Raw genomic sequence first — 15,408 nt, 5'->3', positions numbered from 1 at the left:
GCCGGCGCCCAATCCGCCCATGACCGACCAGACCACCCCAGCGTCCCCTGACAATCCCCACGCCTTCAGCGCGGCCGAGCGCGCCGCGGTCTATCGCGCCATCGCCGAGCGCCGCGACATGCGCCACTTCAGCGGCGGCACGGTGGCCCCCGAGCTGCTGGCGCGCCTGCTCGACGCCGCGCACCACGCGCCCAGCGTCGGCCTGATGCAGCCGTGGCGCTTCATCCGCATCACCTCGGTGGAACTGCGCCGGCAGATCCGCGCGCTGGTCGAGGCCGAGCGCCTGCGCACCGCCGAGGCCCTCGGCGAGCGCAGCGAGGAGTTCATGCGCCTCAAGGTCGAGGGCGTCGAGGACAGCGCCGAGCTGCTGGTGGCCTGCCTGATGGACGGCCGCGAGCGCTTCATCTTCGGCCGCCGCACCCTGCCGCAGATGGATCTGGCCTCGCTGTCCTGCGCGATCCAGAACCTGTGGCTGGCCGCCCGCGCCGAAGGGCTGGGCATGGGCTGGGTGTCGCTGTTCGACCCGCTCGCGCTGGCCGGACTGCTCGGCCTGCCGGAGGGCGCCGAGCCGTTGGCACTGCTGTGCCTCGGCCCGGTCCGCGAGTTCTACCCGCGGCCGATGCTGGTGGAGGAGGGCTGGGCCGAGGAAAAGCCGCTGGCCGGGATGCTCTACGAGAACCACTGGGGGCAGCAGCCATGAGCCTTGGGCTGTCCCTGCTGGCCGGGGTGGCGCTGGACGTCGCCCTCGGCGAGCCGCGCCGCTGGCATCCGCTGGTGCTGTTCGGCCGCCTGGCCGAGCGTCTCGAGGCGCGCCTCAACGCCCATGGCGGCGGCTGGCGCAGTCACGGCGTCACCGCCTGGTGCCTGGCGGTGCTGCCGCTCACCCTGCTGACCTGGCTGCTGGTGCAGCTGCCGCTGCTCGGCGGGGCGCTGGAGATCCTCGCCCTGTACGCCGCGCTCGGCCTGCGCAGCCTGCACGAGCACGCCCTGCCGGTGCTCGACGCCCTGCGCCGCGGCGACCTGCCGGCGGCGCGCGCCGGCGTGGCCCGGGTGGTCAGCCGCGATACCGCCGCGCTCGATGAGCACGGCATGGCCCGCGCCGCCACCGAGTCGGTGCTGGAGAACGGCAGCGATGCGGTGTTCGCCGCGCTGTTCTGGTTCGCCGTGGCCGGCGCGCCGGGCGTGGTGCTCTACCGCCTGGCCAACACCCTCGACGCCATGTGGGGCTACCGCACCGAGCGCTTCGAGCGCTTCGGCTGGGCCGCGGCGCGCCTCGACGATGCGCTCAACTACGTGCCGGCGCGCCTCACCGCGCTGACCTACGCGCTGCTCGGCCAGACCCGCCGCGCGCTGGCCTGCTGGCGCCGCCAGGCGCCGCAGTGGGACAGCCCCAACGCCGGCCCGGTGATGGCCGCTGGCGCCGGTGCCCTCGGCGTCGAGCTGGGCGGCGCCGCGGTCTATCACGGCGAAGTCCACCAGCGCCCGGCACTGGGCGAGGGCGCCCCGGCCGACGCCGAGAGCATCGCCGCGGCGCTCAGCCTGCTGCGCCGCGGCGTGGCGCTGTGGCTGATCGTCGTGCTGATCGGAGGCTGGCTGCATGCTTGAGCACGGTGGCCGCCTGCGCGCCGCCGCGCAGCGCTACGGCATTCCGCTGGCCGACTGGCTGGACCTGTCCACCGGCATCGCCCCCGAGCCCTGGCCGCTGCCGGCCATCCCGCTCGAGGCCTGGGCACGCCTGCCGGAGGAGGACGACGGCCTGGAGGCGGCCGCCTGCACCTGCTACGGTGCCCGCCACGCGCTGGCGCTGGCCGGCAGCCAGGCGGCGATCCAGGCCCTGCCCGAGCTGCTGCCGGCCGGCCGGGTCGGCGTGCTCGGCCTCAGCTACGCCGAGCACGCCCACGCCTGGCGCCGCGCCGGCCATCGGCTGGTGCGCCTGGACGTCGCGGCCATCGACGCCCAGCTCGACCGGCTCGATGCGCTGGTGCTGGCCAACCCCAACAACCCCACCGGCGAGCGCTTCGCCCCCGCGCAGCTGCTCGCCTGGCACGCCCGCCTGCAGACGCGCGGCGGTCATCTGCTGGTCGACGAGGCGTTCATCGACTGCACGCCGGCACTCAGCGTGGCCGCCTTCAGCGATCGCCCCGGGCTGATCGTGCTGCGCTCGTTCGGCAAGTTCTTCGGCCTGGCCGGCGTGCGCCTGGGCTTCGTGCTGGCCGAGCCCGGCCTGCTGGCCGGCCTGCGCGAGCGCCTGGGCCCCTGGGCGGTCAGCGGGCCGGCGCGGGCCCTCGGGCTGCAGGCGCTGGATGGCGCCAACGCCGGAGCCCGTCGGCGCCGTGCCGCCGAACTGCAGCGCCAGGGCGCTGCGCTGGCCGAACTGCTCAGCGCGCATGGCCTGCACCCGGCTGGCGGCTGCGCACTGTTCCAGTGGCTGCCGCGCCTCGACGCCGCCGCGTTGCACGACTTCCTCGCCCGCCGCGGCATCCTCGTGCGTCTGTTCAGCGAGCCGGCCAGCCTGCGCTTCGGCCTGCCCGCTACAGAGGCCGACTGGCAACGGCTGGCCCGCGCGTTGGCCGATTACCCGAAGGAAACGACATGACCACCCTGATGGTGCAGGGCACCACCTCCGACGCCGGCAAGAGCACCCTGGTGACCGCGCTGTGCCGCTGGCTGGCGCGCCAGGGCGTGGCGGTGGCGCCGTTCAAGCCGCAGAACATGGCGCTGAACTCGGCGGTCACCGCCGACGGCGGCGAGATCGGCCGCGCCCAGGCGGTGCAGGCCCAGGCCGCCAAGCTGGCGCCGCACAGCGACATGAACCCGGTACTGCTCAAGCCGAGCAGCGACATCGGCGCCCAGGTGATCATCCACGGCCGCGCCGTCACCAGCATGGACGCCGCCGCCTACCACGACTACAAGCGCGTGGCCATGCAGGCGGTGCTCGACTCGCACCGGCGCCTCGGCGCGCAGTACGCGGTGGTGATGGTCGAGGGTGCCGGCTCGCCGGCGGAGATCAATCTGCGCGCCGGCGACATCGCCAACATGGGCTTCGCCGAGGCGGTGGACTGCCCGGTGATCATCATCGCCGACATCGACAAGGGCGGGGTGTTCGCCCATCTGGTCGGCACTCTCGAACTGCTCAGCCCATCCGAGCAGGCGCGGGTGCAGGGCTTCGTGATCAACCGCTTCCGCGGCGATCTGGCCCTGCTGCAGCCCGGCCTCGACTGGCTGGAGGCGCGCACCGGCAAGCCGGTGCTCGGCGTGCTGCCCTACCTGCACGACCTGCACCTGGAGGCCGAGGACGCCATCGACGTGCGCCAGGTCGACAAGCGCGGCGAGCGCCTGAAGGTGGTGGTGCCGGTGCTGCCGCGGATCAGCAACCACACCGACTTCGACCCGCTGCGCCTGCACCCGCAGGTGGAGCTGAGCTTCGTCGGCCCCGGCCAGGCCATCCCGCCGGCCGACCTGATCGTGTTGCCCGGCTCGAAGAGCGTGCGCAGCGATCTCGCCCACCTGCGCGCGCAGGGCTGGGAGGACGCCATCCGGCGCCACCTGCGCTACGGCGGCAAGGTCCTCGGCATCTGCGGCGGGCTGCAGATGCTCGGCGGCGAGATCGCCGATCCGCTCGGCCTGGAAGGCGCGCCGGGCGTGAGCCAGGGTCTCGGCCTGCTGGACATCGACACCGTGCTGGAGGCCGAGAAGCAGCTGCGCAACGTGCGCGGCCGGCTGGCGCTGGAGGATGCCGCGGTCAGCGGCTACGAGATCCACGCCGGCGTCAGCCGCGGCGCCGGGCTGGAAAACCCGGCGGTGCGCCTCGACGACGGCCGCGGCGACGGCGCCCTCAGCATGGATGGCCAGGTGCTCGGCACCTACCTGCACGGCCTGTTCGAGGCGCCGGCGGCGTGCTGCGCGCTGCTGCGCTGGGTCGGCCTGCGCGAGGTGGAGACGCCCGACTACCATGCCCTGCGCGAGCGCGACATCGAGCGCCTGGCCGACCTGGTCGAGATGCACCTGGATACCGCGCGGCTGCGCCAGCTGTGCGGATTGACGTAGGGTGCGCCGTGCGCACCGCCACGAATACACCTTGGTGCGCACGGCGCACCCTACCCTTAACCCACCGAGAGACCCTCGATGCTTGAACTGATCCTCGGCGGCGCCCGTTCCGGCAAGAGCCGCCTGGCCGAGCGCCTGGCCATCGAGTCCGGCCTGGCGGTCACCTACCTCGCCACCGCCCAGCCCGGCGACGGCGAGATGGCCGCACGCATCGCCCACCACCAGGCGCGCCGTCCGGCCGGCTGGGCGCTGGTGGAGGAGCCGGTCCAGCTGATGCAGGCGCTGCGCGACCACGCGGCGGAAAACCGCTGTCTGCTGGTCGACTGCCTGACCCTGTGGCTGACCAATCTGCTATTGCTTGATGACAGTTCCGCTCTGGCTCGCGAGCGCGACGCACTGCTCGACGGCATCGCCGGGCTGCCCGGGCGCATCGTCCTGGTCAGCAACGAGACCGGTCTCGGCGTGGTGCCGCTCGGCGAGCTGACCCGCCGCTACGTCGACGAGGCCGGCTGGCTGCACCAGGCCCTGGCCGAGCGCGCGCAGCGGGTGACCTTCTGTGTGGCAGGGCTGCCCATGATCCTCAAAGGGGATGCACCATGAACGAATCCTGGTGGCAGGCGCCCTGCCAGCCCATCGACCATGTGGCCCGGCAGAAGGCCGAGCAGCGTCAGGCGCGGCTGACCAAGCCGGCCGGCGCCCTCGGTCGTCTCGAGCAGCTGGCCATCGAGCTGGCCGCGCTGCAGGGCCGCGAGTGCCCGCACCTCGAACAGCCGTGGATCGCGGTGTTCGCCGGCGACCACGGGGTGGTCGAGGAGGGCGTGTCCGCCTACCCGCAGGCGGTGACCCGGCAGATGCTGCACAACTTCGTCGCCGGCGGCGCGGCGATCAGCGTGCTGGCCCACCAGCTGCACGCGCGCCTCGAGGTGATCGACCTCGGCACCGCCGGCGGCGGCGAGCCGCTGGGCGGGGTGCACAGCTACGCCCTCGGTCCCGGCACCGCCAACTTCGCCCACGGCCCGGCGATGACCATGGAGCAGTGCCTGGCGGCGCTGGCCGCCGGGCGCGCCAGCGTCGAGCGCGCCCGCCAGGTGCATGCCGGGCTGTACATCGGCGGCGAGATGGGCATCGGCAACACCACCGCGGCGGCGGCACTCGGCTGCGCGCTGCTCGACCTGCCGGCGCTGGCGCTGACCGGCGCCGGCACCGGCCTCGACGAGGCCGGCGTGGCGCGCAAGCAGCGGGTGATCGACAGCGCCCTGCTGCTGCATCAGCGCGACTGCGCCGAGCCGTTCGAGGCGCTGCGCCGCCTCGGCGGCTTCGAGATCGCCGCGCTGGCCGGCGCCTTCGTCGCCTGCGGCCAGTACGGCCTGCCGGTGCTGGTCGACGGCTTCATCACCACGGTCGCCGCGCTGTGCGCGGTGCGCCTCAATCCCGCCTGCCGGCCCTGGCTGCTATTCGGCCACCGCAGCGCCGAACCGGGGCACAGCCACGTGCTGCAGGCGCTCAAGGCCGAACCGCTGCTCGATCTCGGCCTGCGCCTGGGCGAGGGCAGCGGCGCGGCGCTGGCGGTGCCGCTGCTGCGCCTGGCCTGCAGCCTGCACGGCGGCATGGCGACCTTCGCCGAGGCCCAGGTCAGCGACCGCGCGCCATGATCCTCGACCTGCTGCGCCACGGCGAGACCGAGCAGGGCGGCGGCCTGCGCGGGCGCATCGACGATGCCCTGACCGCGCGCGGCTGGACGCAGATGCGCGACGCGGTCGAAGGCGCTACGCCCTGGCAGGCGGTGGTCAGCTCGCCGCTGCAGCGCTGCGCCGCCTTCGCCGCCGAGCTGGCCGCGCGCCACGGCCTGCCGCTGCAGCTGGAGAGCGGCCTGCGCGAACTGGACTTCGGCGCCTGGGACGGGCGCAGCGCCGCCGAGCTGATGGCGAGCGACGCCGAGGGGCTGGGGCGCTTCTGGGCCGATCCCTACGCCTTCACCCCGCCGGACGGCGAGCCGCTGTTCGACTTCGAGGCGCGGGTGCTCGACGCGGTCGAACGCCTGCATGAGCGTTTTGCCAGCCGCCACCTGCTGCTGGTCACCCACGGCGGGGTGATGCGCCTGCTGCTGGCCCGCGCCCGCGGCCTGCCGCGTCGCGACCTGCTGCAGGTGGAGGTGGGCCACGGCGCCCTGCAGCGCCTGCGGGTCGGCGCGGGGCTGGTGCTGGTCGAGGACTGAGCCCCGCGTCAGCCGTTCTGGTCGGTCGTGGCAGGGGTGGCGCCGCGCGCGCAGTCCGCGCACAGGCAGCTGCGCCCGCGTGCTGCTTCCGGAATGCGTTGCAGCGCCTCGGCGGCGATCTCGGCGGAGAAGCACCAGCACGGCTGGTCGCGGCTCGCCGGATCGGCCTGGCCGCAGCGGTTGGGGCGGCCGCACAGCGGACAGTACAGAGGGTCGGAGTCGGTCATGGCGGGAAGGTAAGCGGAGATGGTCGGCCAGCATGCGGTGCTGGCCCGGCCCCTGGCAAGCCTTCAGCCGCGGGTCTGCAACCACGCCTTCCAGCCGCCGCAGGCGGTGATGTCTTCGGCGCCGGCCAGGCCCCAGGCGTCGCAGATGAAGCCGGTCTCCCAGCGGCCGTCGGCCAGTTCGACCTTGCCCAGGCCCAGCGGCGCCGGGATGCTGGTGAGGAAGGAGCCCAGCTCCGCGCTCGGCAGTTCCCACACCTCCACCGCGATGGCCGCGCCACCTTCGGCAACGCGCAGCATGCCCGGGCGCAGCGGCGGGCCGCCGGCCAGGGCGTACAGCTTGTAGTGCGGCGCGCTGCGGGTGGCCTCGACCAGCCGGCCGCCGCGTTGCACCAGTTGCCAGTTGAGCGGCAGGCCGGCCAGGTGCGCGCCGCACACCACCACGCGGGCCAGATCGTGGCGCGCGGTGCTGGCCGGTGCCGGCAGGTCCATGGCCCTGCCGCCGGCCAGCGGCAGGGCGTGTTGGCGCTGCACGGCGTCGGCCAGGCCGAGCAGGTACTGGTCGGTGAAGGCGCGGCCGAACAGGGTGACGCCCCACGGCAGGCCGTTGCTCATCACCCCGCTCGGCACAGCCACCGCGGCGTAGTCCAAGAGGTTCATGAAGTTGGTGTAGTAGCCCAGTTCGGAGTTGCGCAGCACCGGCTCGGCGTGCAGCTCGGCGAGGGTCACCGGGCGGCCGATGGTCGGGGTGAGCACGCAGTCCAGCCCGGCCATGACGCGGTCGCACTGCGCCTTGAGCGCCTGCAGGCGGTACTGGGCGCGGAACGCCGCGACCACCGTGGCGCCGGGCGCCTTGGCCAGCACCGCGCGGATCACCGGCAGCACCGCCTCGGGATTCGTTTCCAGCAGCTCGCTGGCCACGCTGTAGCGCTCGGCCACCCACGGCCCCTCGTAGAGCAGCCGCGCGGCTTCGAGGAAGGGCGAGAAGTCGATCTCCACCGGCGTGCCGCCGAGGGCTTCGAGCTGGCGCACGGCCGCGGCGAACTGCAGCGGGCCTTCGCTGCAGCCGAAGAACTGCAGGTCCTGCGCGCGCGGCACGCCGAAACGGAACGGGCGCGGCGCGCCGAAGGCCGCAGCGTCGTTCCACAGCGGGTTGGCGCGGCTGTAGTCGTCGCGCGGGTCGAGCTTGGCGGTCAGCGTCAGCAGCGTGCTGGCCTCTCGGGCGGTGGCGGTGAAGTAGGTCACGCAGTCCAGGGTGCGGCAGGCCGGCACCACCCCGGCGGTGGAGATCAGCCCCTTGGTCGCCTTGAGGCCGACCAGGTTGTTCAGCGCCGCCGGCACCCGGCCACTGCCTGCGGTATCGGTGCCGAGGGCGAAGCTGGCCACGCCGAGGGCCACGGCCAGCGCCGAGCCGGAGCTGGAGCCGCCGGCCGGGTAGTCCGGATGCACGCTGTTGCGGCATTCGCCGTACGGCGAGCGGGTGCCGTTGAGGCCGGTGGCGAACTGGTCGAGGTTGGTCTTGCCCAGCGGCACGGCGCCGAGGGCGATCAGCTGCGTGACTATGGTGGCGCTGCTTTCCGGCACATAGGCGAAGGCCGGGCAGGCGGCGGTGGTCGGCACGCCGGCCAGGTCGATATTGTCCTTGATGGCGAAGGGCACGCCGTACAGCGGCAGCTCCGCCGGGCTCTTGTCGTCGAGGGCGGCCAGATAGGGCTCCAGCTCCTCGGCGCTGAGCAGGAGGATGAACAGCTTGAATTCCGGGTTGAGCGCCGCGGCCTTGGCGCGCAGCGCTTCGATCAGCAGGCGCGGGGTGGTGCAGCCGTCGAGATAGGCGGCGCGCAGGGCGTCGAGGCGCAGGTCGATTTGGTGGTGCATGGTCGGTTTCCTTGTTGTCCCGGGCGTAGGGTGGGTTAGCCGCCACGCGGCGTAACCCACCACCGATGCCGCAGGCATCGCAAATGGGGCCGGCCTGGCGGCCGGTTGGTGGGTTACGGCCGCTGGCCTAACCCACCCTACGTTGCATGGCGCGTCGCTCAGGCCTCTTCGAGCACCACCACCCGCTGGCCGGCGCGCACCGGCGAGCCGGGCTGCACGCGTACCTCGCGGACCACGCCGCCGACCGGCGCGGTGAGGGGGATCTCCATCTTCATCGACTCGAGGATCACCAGCACGTCGCCGGCCTGCACGGTGGATCCTTCCGCCACCTGCACCTGCCAGAGGTTGCCGGCGATATGGCTGTCGATGCCGTGCTGGCCGGCGCCGAGGGGCGAGTCCTCGCCGAGGTCGGGGCCGACTTCCTCCACCTCGAAGTGCGCCTGGCCGGAGTCGATCCAGCGCTGGCGCTCGGCGGCGAAGGCGGCGCGCTGCTGGGCGCGGAACGTGGCGATGCCCTCGGCTTCGTCGTGCAGGAACTGCTGGTAGTCGGCCAGGGCCAGTTCGCTGTCCTCGATGCGCAGCTCGTAGCGGCCGAGCGGGAAATCGCGGCGGATCTGCAGCAGCTCCTCGGCGGACACCGGGTAGAAGCGGATCTGGTCGAAGAAGCGCAGCAGCCAGGGCTTGCCGCGGAACGCGGCGACCTCGCGGTAGCGGTTCCACATCTGCAGGGTACGGCCGACGAACTGGTAGCCGCCGGGGCCCTCCATGCCGTACACGCACATGTAGGCGCCGCCGATACCCACCGAGTTCTCCGCGGTCCAGGTGCGCGCCGGGTTGTACTTGGTGGTGACCAGGCGGTGGCGCGGGTCGAGCGGGGTGGCCACCGGCGCGCCGAGGTAGACGTCGCCGAGGCCCATCACCAGGTAGCTGGCGTCGAACACGGTCCTGTAGACCTCGTCGAGGTTGGGCAGGTCGTTGATGCGGCGAATGAACTCCAGGTTGCTCGGGCACCAGGGCGCGTCCTTGCGCACCGTGGTCATGTACTTGTCGATGGCCAGCTGGCAGGCCGGGTCGTCCCAGGACAGCGGCAGGTGGACGATGCGCGACGGCACCTTCAGATCCTGCGCGGCGCACACCGCGTCCCACAGCCCGGCGACCGTCTCCAGCAACACGGCCAGCGGCAGGGTTTCCGGCTGGTAGTGAACCTGCAGCGAGCGGATGCCCGGCGTGAGGTCGATCACCCCGTCCAGTGCCTTCGCTTCCAGCGCCTGCATCAGCGCATGGCCGCGAAAGCGCAGCACCAGGTCCAGCTCGGGCGCGCCGATCTCCAGCAGCAGATGGGTGTCGCCGGACAGGCGGGCGACCAGGCGGGTGTCGTCACTACCGAGGTCGAGGACGATGGGGGTTGTAGGGGCGAATTCATTCGCCGCTGTTGCCGCCTCGACGTAGGCGAATGAATTCGCCCCTACCTCTGCGCGGCGGGCCTTGGCCAGTTCGCGCGCGGTGTCGAGGCTCACCGGCACGAAACGCACCCGGTCGCCGGCCTTGAGCTGGCCGAGCTGCCAGAGGTCGGCCTCGATCACCGTCACCGGGCAGACGAAGCCGCCCAGGCTCGGGCCGTCCGGGCCGAGGATCACCGGCATGTCGCCGGTGAAGTCCACGGCACCGATGGCGTAGGGGTTGTCGTGGATGTTCGAAGGGTGCAGGCCGGCCTCGCCGCCGCTGTCGCGCACCCACTCCGGTTTCGGGCCGATCAGGCGCACGCCGGTGCGGCTGGAGTTGAAGTGCACCTCCCAGTCGGTGGCCAGGAAGGTGTCGATGTAGGCCGGGGTGAAGTATTCCGGCGCGCCGTGCGGGCCGTAGATCACCCGGATTTCGCGCACCGCCGGCAGCGGCGTGCACAGTTCTGCCGGCAGCGCGGCGCCGGCGCTGGCGTCGGCCAGCGGCGCGAGATGCAGCACGTCGCCGGCGCGCAGGGCGCGGCCGCCGTGGCCGCCGAACTGGCCGAGGGTGAAGGTGCTCTTGCTGCCCAGGTAGTCCGGCAACTGCAGGCCGCCGCGCACGCAGAGATAGGAACGTGCGCCGCTGCCGGCGATGGTGCCGAGGGCGAGGGTGCTGCCGGCCTTGACCAGCAGCGCGGTATTCAGCGGCTGCTCCACGCCGTCCAAGGCGACGGGGATGTCAGCGCCGGTCACCGCCACCACGGCGTCGGTGTTGAAACGCAGCAGCGGGCCGCTCATGGTGATTTCCAGGCCGGCGGCGCCTTCCGGGTTGCCGAGCAGGCGGTTGCCCAGGCGCAGGGCGCGGTCGTCCATCGGCCCGGACGGCGGCACGCCGACCGCCCAGTAGCCGAGGCGGCCGGGCCAGTCCTGCACCGTGGTCTGGGTGCCGGCGGACAGCACTTCGAAGGTCGTGGCCCGGTAGCTCAGGCCTTCCAGGCAGCGGGTCCAGGGCGAGCCGCTGGCGAAGGGCGCATCCTGGATGATCTGCCGCAGGTAGTCGCGGTTGGTTTCCACGCCGTACAGCAGCGAGTCGGCCAGCGCCTGGTCCAGCGCGACGCGGGCGGCGTCGCGCTCCGGTGCCCAGGCGATCAGCTTGGCGATCATCGGGTCGAAGTAGGGCGGGATCTCGCAGCCGGCCTCGACCCAGGTGTCGATGCGCAGGTGCTGGCCGTCGGCCACCGGGAAGTCGACGGCGGTGAGCAGACCGGGACTGGGCTGGAAGTCGCGGCCCGGGTCCTCGGCGTACAGGCGCGCCTGGATGGCGTGGCCGCTGGGCGCGAGGGTTTTGGCCAGCTCGGCCAGCGGCGGCAGGTCGCCGGCGGCCAGCTCGATCATCCAGCGCACCAGATCGACGCCCCACACCTGTTCGGTGACGCCGTGCTCGACCTGCAGGCGGGTGTTGACCTCGAGGAAGTAGAAGCGCGCGGCTGCGCTGTCGTAGACGAACTCGACGGTGCCGGCGCTGCGGTAATTGACCGCCCTGGCCAGCTTGATCGCCGCGGCGCACAGTTCCTCGGCCATGCCTTCCGGCAGGTTGGGCGCCGGGGTTTCCTCCAGCACCTTCTGGTTGCGCCGCTGCACCGAGCAGTCGCGCACGCCGAGGGCCAGCACTTCGCCCCGGCCGTCGCCGAACACCTGCACCTCCAGGTGGCGGGCGCGCTCGATGTACTTCTCGATGAACACGCCCGAGTCGCTGAAGTTGTTCTGCCCCAGGCGCTTGACCGCCTCGAAGGCCTCGGAAAGCTCCGCCGCGCTACGGCACACGCGCATGCCGATGCCGCCGCCGCCGGCGGTGCTTTTCAGCATCACCGGGTAGCCGACTTCCTCGCCGGCCTTCAGCGCGGCATCGAGGTTTTCCAGCAGTTCGGTGCCTTCCAGCAGCGGCACGCCGTGCTGTTTTGCGAGAGCCCTTGCGGTGTGCTTGAGGCCGAACACCCGCAACTGCTCGGGCGTCGGGCCGACGAAGGCGATGCCGACGGCCTCGCAGGCTTCGGCGAAGGCGGCGTTCTCGGAGAGGAAGCCGTAGCCGGGGTGGATGGCTTGGGCGCCGCTCTGTTTGGCCGCGGCGAGGATCTTGTCCACCACCAGGTAGGTGGCGGAGGCCGGGCCTTCGCCGAGGCTGAAGGCCTCGTCGGCCTGCTGGATATGCAGGCTGGCGGCGTCGGCTTCGGAGTAGACGGCCACGCCCTTCACATCGAGGGAGCGCAGGGTACGCAGGATGCGGCAGGCGATGGCGCCGCGGTTGGCGATCAGGAGTTTGGCGAACATGGAGGAAGCCCCATGCAGTGGCGGGTCGTCCCGCCGGAAATCTTCTGCACCACGGTCGTCCGTGGTTGGAGGCTCGATGCGAGCGGATTCAGGAGCGTGCTGGCCGGGGCGAGCACGGTGCAATCAACACAGCAAATTGCGGGCCAGCCCGTTTAGCGGCCTGTGACGGCCATTTTCGGGGGCTGCCTGCCCTGCGACTGTGCGTGGCTGGCGACTTGCACCGCTGTGGGGCGCGTCAGTCCCACACCAGCACCTCGGCCGGCGTCGGGTTCCAGCCGTTGCACGGGTTGTTCAGCTGCGGGCAGTTGGAGATCAGCACGATCACGTCCATATGCGCTTTCAACTCCACATATTTGCCCGGCGCGGAGATGCCGTCCTCGAAGGTCAGGCCGCCCTCCGGGGTGACCGGCACGTTCATGAAGAAGTTGATGTTGGCGCCGATGTCGCGTTTCTCCAGGCGGCCGTCGCTGAGGCTGGCGCGCAGGAAGTTGTCGCGGCAGCTGTGCATGTAGCGCTTGTCCAGGGCGTATCTGACCGTATTGCTCTCCTGCGCGCAGGCGCCGCCGAGGGTGTCGTGGCGGCCGCAGGTGTCGGCGACGATGGTCAGCAGCGGATTGCCGAGGTTGGAATACAGCACCGTGCCAGTGGTCAGGTAGATGTTGTTCTGCCGGCGCAGGGTGCGCTGCGGGTCGTAGCGCTCGCGCGGATTGCGTGCCGAGAAGAACAGGGTGTCGACCGCCTGGTTGCCCTCCAGGTCGAGCAGGCGGACAGTCTGCCCGGCCTTGACCTCGAACAGGTAGGGTTCGCCGGCCGGGATCACGTGGCGGAACACGGCGGTTTCGGGATGCAGGGAGCTTGCGACGAGGCTCATGTCGGGTCCTCAGATATACAGACGTTCGGTGTTGTGGAAGCCGCGGCTGTTCTCCGGGCGCGAGGTGCGGCACAGCACGCTGATGCCGTCGCTCTCCACCCGGTGCCAGGTGAGTTGCACCGGCTTGGGCGAGTACACCGGGTTGGGGTCCTGCGGATGCTGCAGGGCGGTGAGCACCACCAGGCTGTCCATCGGCGCGTACAGCTCGACGTAGTCGCCGGCGCGCGAGTTGCCGGGCTCGAAGTGGAAGGCACCGGCGCCGTCCACGGTGACCTTGCTGAACAGGTTGAGGGGCATCAGCAGGTCCTGCAGGTTGAGGTTCCACTTGCCCATCTCGACCAGCAGGTTGTCCGTGCCGTTGCGGTAGAAGGCGTTGCGCAGCTCCTGGTAGCGGCCCTGGCCGTACTTCTCGCGCACCTCCTCGGCATTCAGCACGCCGCCGAAGCTGTCGTGCCAGCCGCAGGTGTCGGCGGTGATCGCCGCCAGTACCCGGCCCATGTCCGAGTACAGGCAGTGGCCGGCGGTCAGTTTGGCGGTGTGCTGGCACTTGAGGGTGTCCGGCAGGTTTAGGCGCTCGCTTTTTTCCTGGGCGTTGAGCAGCAGCAGGCTGACGTTGGCGCCGCCTTCGAGGTCGGTGATGCGCAGCACCTGGCCGCGTTTGAGCACGAAGGAGGTGTGGCCGCCGCCGGGGACGAGTTCCTCGTACAGGGTCGGGCGCAGGGTCAGGGATGCGGTCATGGGGTAGCTCCTTTACAGCGCGGTTTGCAGCCCGGCGCCGATGTGCGCGGGCAGGGCGTCGACGGCCGCGCGCGCGGCGCGGCGGTCGGCGTTGAGGGGGATGTCGTAGGTCACCCGCGCGCCGTAGGCGCCGGGCGCGTGCGGGTCGATGCGCACCTTGTCGAACACCAGCAAGCGCGTGCCGAGGCTGAAGCCCTCGGACAGGTCGTGGGTGACCATGAACACGGTGAGGTTGGTCTCGCGCCACAGCTCCAGCAGCAGGGCGTGCATGTCCTTGCGGATGCCCGGATCGAGCGCGCCGAACGGCTCGTCGAGCAGCAGCACGCGCGGCCTCATCACCAGCGCCTGGGCGATGGCCAGGCGCTGCTGCATGCCGCCGGAGAGCTGGGTGGCGTACTTGTCCAGCGCGTGACCGAGGCCGACCTTCCTGAGCATCGCCGCGGCCTGCTCGCGCGCCTCGCGCTTGGCAGAGCCGAACAGGCGGCCGAGCAGCGGCGCGCGCGGCAGTTCCAGGCCGAGGGCGACGTTGTCGAGCACCGACAGGTGCGGGAACACTGTGTAGCGCTGGAACACGATGCCGCGGCTGGCGTCCGGCTCGCCGGCCAGCGGCTGGCCGTCGAGGAGGATCTCGCCGCGGCTGGGGCGCTCCTGGCCGAGCAGCAGGCGCAGGAAGGTCGACTTGCCGCAGCCGGAGGCGCCGACCAGGGTGCAGAACTCGCCTTCGGCCACCTTCAGGTTGAGGCGCTCGATGACCACCTGGTCGCCGTATTCCTGCCAGACGTTCTTCACTTCCAGGAAGGGGTTCATGCCTTGGCTCCTTCGTACCAGGGGAAGGCCAGCCGGGTGAGCTGGCGCAGGCCGAGATCCATCAGCCAGGCGAGCAGGGTGATCCACAGCACGTAGGGCAGGATCACGTCCATGGCCATGTAGCGGCGTACCAGGAAGATCCGGTAGCCGAGGCCGTCGGTGCTGGCGATGGCCTCGGCGGCGATCAGGAACAGCCAGGCCGAGCCGAGCACCAGGCGCAGGGCGATCAGCAGGCGCGGCAGCAGCTGCGGCAGCACCACGCGCAGGAGCAGCGTCCAGGTGCTGGCGCCGAGGGTCTGCGCCTTGATCAAGAGTTCGGCGGGAATCTCGCGGGCGCGTTGTTCGAGGTCGCGGGCCAGTACCGGGGTAATGCCGATGACGATCAGCATCACCTTGGCCAGCTCGCCGAGGCCGAAGGCGATGAACAGGATCGGCAGGATGGCCAGCGGCGGCACCATCGACAGCACGGTGAGCAAGGGCGAGAGCGGTGCGCCCAGCAGCGGCAGGCTGCCGGCGGCTATCCCTAAGCACAGGCCGGCCAGTGCGGCGATGCCGATGCCCAGGCCGAGGCGGGTCAGGCTGGCGGCGCTGTCCTGCCAGAACAGGTAGTCGCCGCTGCGCTTGTCCGGGGTGAAGGCCAGGCGCTCGACCGCCGCGACCATCTGCGTGGCGCTGGGCAGCAGCTTGTCGTTGGGATTGTCGGCCAGCCGGCTGGCCGAGCCGCCGAAGTAGGCCATCAGCAGCAGGGCGAAGGGCAGCAGCGCCAGCAGCAGGCGGCTGCGGCCGGGTTGTCGGTTGATCAGGCGCATGGGGTTACCTCATGGCGTTCGAGGGCGACGGTAGGGTGCGCCTGGCGCACCG

General features: G+C 71.7%; 14 protein-coding genes. 7 read left to right on the top strand and 7 right to left on the bottom strand.

All coding sequences use genetic code 11. The annotated features are described in order from the left end of the window. The first annotated feature begins 19 nt into the window (after positions 1–19). The 7 genes from bluB to cobC all read left to right on the top strand — a co-directional run bounded on the left by bluB (position 20) and on the right by cobC (position 6,262). A complete protein-coding gene (gene bluB, locus RA210_RS07290) occupies positions 20–700 on the top strand; it encodes a 5,6-dimethylbenzimidazole synthase (protein ID WP_201485932.1) in 681 nt (226 codons plus the stop codon). After that, positions 697–1,605, top strand: coding sequence for an adenosylcobinamide-phosphate synthase CbiB (gene cbiB, locus RA210_RS07285; RefSeq protein ID WP_201485931.1), 909 nt, complete (start codon positions 697–699; stop codon positions 1,603–1,605). Before bluB ends, cbiB begins: the two co-directional genes overlap by 4 nt. After that, positions 1,598–2,596, top strand: a complete 999-nt coding sequence (cobD, locus tag RA210_RS07280; RefSeq protein ID WP_201485930.1) for a threonine-phosphate decarboxylase CobD — start codon at positions 1,598–1,600, stop codon at positions 2,594–2,596. Before cbiB ends, cobD begins: the two co-directional genes overlap by 8 nt. Continuing rightward, complete coding sequence (locus tag RA210_RS07275) at positions 2,593–4,047, top strand: cobyric acid synthase (protein WP_201485929.1); 1,455 nt, start codon at positions 2,593–2,595, stop codon at positions 4,045–4,047. Before cobD ends, RA210_RS07275 begins: the two co-directional genes overlap by 4 nt. Positions 4,048–4,125: 78 nt before the next feature. Further along, entirely contained in the window at positions 4,126–4,647 is a 522-nt protein-coding gene (cobU, locus tag RA210_RS07270; protein WP_201485928.1) for a bifunctional adenosylcobinamide kinase/adenosylcobinamide-phosphate guanylyltransferase, read from the top strand. Then, positions 4,644–5,699 carry a nicotinate-nucleotide--dimethylbenzimidazole phosphoribosyltransferase gene (gene cobT, locus RA210_RS07265; protein ID WP_201485927.1) on the top strand — a complete coding sequence of 352 codons (1,056 nt, stop codon included), beginning with the start codon at positions 4,644–4,646 and terminating at the stop codon, positions 5,697–5,699. The genes cobU and cobT overlap by 4 nt, the downstream gene beginning before the upstream one ends. Then, entirely contained in the window at positions 5,696–6,262 is a 567-nt protein-coding gene (gene cobC / locus RA210_RS07260; protein WP_201485926.1) for an alpha-ribazole phosphatase family protein, read from the top strand. The genes cobT and cobC overlap by 4 nt, the downstream gene beginning before the upstream one ends. An 8-nt stretch (positions 6,263–6,270) precedes the next feature. Here the strand turns inward: cobC and RA210_RS07255 are convergent, their stop codons facing one another. The 7 genes from RA210_RS07255 to RA210_RS07225 all read right to left on the bottom strand — a co-directional run bounded on the left by RA210_RS07255 (position 6,271) and on the right by RA210_RS07225 (position 15,356). After that, positions 6,271–6,489 (bottom strand): cysteine-rich CWC family protein, encoded by a 219-nt coding sequence (locus RA210_RS07255; protein WP_201485925.1) that lies wholly within the window; start codon positions 6,487–6,489, stop codon positions 6,271–6,273. Positions 6,490–6,552: 63 nt separating this feature from the next. Continuing rightward, positions 6,553–8,361 carry an allophanate hydrolase gene (atzF, locus tag RA210_RS07250; RefSeq protein ID WP_201485924.1) on the bottom strand — a complete coding sequence of 603 codons (1,809 nt, stop codon included), beginning with the start codon at positions 8,359–8,361 and terminating at the stop codon, positions 6,553–6,555. A 158-nt stretch (positions 8,362–8,519) separates the two neighbouring features. Continuing rightward, positions 8,520–12,131, bottom strand: coding sequence for an urea carboxylase (gene uca, locus RA210_RS07245; RefSeq protein ID WP_201485923.1), 3,612 nt, complete (start codon positions 12,129–12,131; stop codon positions 8,520–8,522). A 235-nt stretch (positions 12,132–12,366) separates the two neighbouring features. Beyond that, the gene (locus RA210_RS07240) at positions 12,367–13,002 is read right to left on the bottom strand and encodes an urea amidolyase associated protein UAAP2 (RefSeq protein WP_201485922.1); all 636 of its coding nucleotides are present in this window, start codon (positions 13,000–13,002) and stop codon (positions 12,367–12,369) included. A gap of 9 nt (positions 13,003–13,011) precedes the next feature. Continuing rightward, complete coding sequence (locus RA210_RS07235; protein WP_201485921.1) at positions 13,012–13,740, bottom strand: urea amidolyase associated protein UAAP1; 729 nt, start codon at positions 13,738–13,740, stop codon at positions 13,012–13,014. A 12-nt stretch (positions 13,741–13,752) separates the two neighbouring features. Continuing rightward, positions 13,753–14,547, bottom strand: a complete 795-nt coding sequence (locus RA210_RS07230) for an ABC transporter ATP-binding protein (protein ID WP_201485920.1) — start codon at positions 14,545–14,547, stop codon at positions 13,753–13,755. Beyond that, positions 14,544–15,356, bottom strand: coding sequence for an ABC transporter permease (locus tag RA210_RS07225; RefSeq protein WP_201485919.1), 813 nt, complete (start codon positions 15,354–15,356; stop codon positions 14,544–14,546). Before RA210_RS07225 ends, RA210_RS07230 begins: the two co-directional genes overlap by 4 nt. Positions 15,357–15,408: the final 52 nt, after the last annotated feature.

Source organism: Pseudomonas sp. OF001 (genome assembly GCF_904426495.1).
GTDB lineage: Bacteria > Pseudomonadota > Gammaproteobacteria > Pseudomonadales > Pseudomonadaceae > Geopseudomonas.
The sequence above is the reverse complement of the archived record's forward strand: the minus strand, read 5'-3'. Positions and strand labels throughout refer to the sequence as shown.

Coding starts and splice junctions, on each gene's coding strand:
- bluB (WP_201485932.1), top strand. CDS start 20: ATGACCGACCAGACCACCCCAGCGTCCCCTGACAATCCCCACGCCTTC.
- cbiB (WP_201485931.1), top strand. CDS start 697: ATGAGCCTTGGGCTGTCCCTGCTGGCCGGGGTGGCGCTGGACGTCGCC.
- cobD (WP_201485930.1), top strand. CDS start 1,598: ATGCTTGAGCACGGTGGCCGCCTGCGCGCCGCCGCGCAGCGCTACGGC.
- RA210_RS07275 (WP_201485929.1), top strand. CDS start 2,593: ATGACCACCCTGATGGTGCAGGGCACCACCTCCGACGCCGGCAAGAGC.
- cobU (WP_201485928.1), top strand. CDS start 4,126: ATGCTTGAACTGATCCTCGGCGGCGCCCGTTCCGGCAAGAGCCGCCTG.
- cobT (WP_201485927.1), top strand. CDS start 4,644: ATGAACGAATCCTGGTGGCAGGCGCCCTGCCAGCCCATCGACCATGTG.
- cobC (WP_201485926.1), top strand. CDS start 5,696: ATGATCCTCGACCTGCTGCGCCACGGCGAGACCGAGCAGGGCGGCGGC.
- RA210_RS07255 (WP_201485925.1), bottom strand. CDS start 6,489: ATGACCGACTCCGACCCTCTGTACTGTCCGCTGTGCGGCCGCCCCAAC.
- atzF (WP_201485924.1), bottom strand. CDS start 8,361: ATGCACCACCAAATCGACCTGCGCCTCGACGCCCTGCGCGCCGCCTAT.
- uca (WP_201485923.1), bottom strand. CDS start 12,131: ATGTTCGCCAAACTCCTGATCGCCAACCGCGGCGCCATCGCCTGCCGC.
- RA210_RS07240 (WP_201485922.1), bottom strand. CDS start 13,002: ATGAGCCTCGTCGCAAGCTCCCTGCATCCCGAAACCGCCGTGTTCCGC.
- RA210_RS07235 (WP_201485921.1), bottom strand. CDS start 13,740: ATGACCGCATCCCTGACCCTGCGCCCGACCCTGTACGAGGAACTCGTC.
- RA210_RS07230 (WP_201485920.1), bottom strand. CDS start 14,547: ATGAACCCCTTCCTGGAAGTGAAGAACGTCTGGCAGGAATACGGCGAC.
- RA210_RS07225 (WP_201485919.1), bottom strand. CDS start 15,356: ATGCGCCTGATCAACCGACAACCCGGCCGCAGCCGCCTGCTGCTGGCG.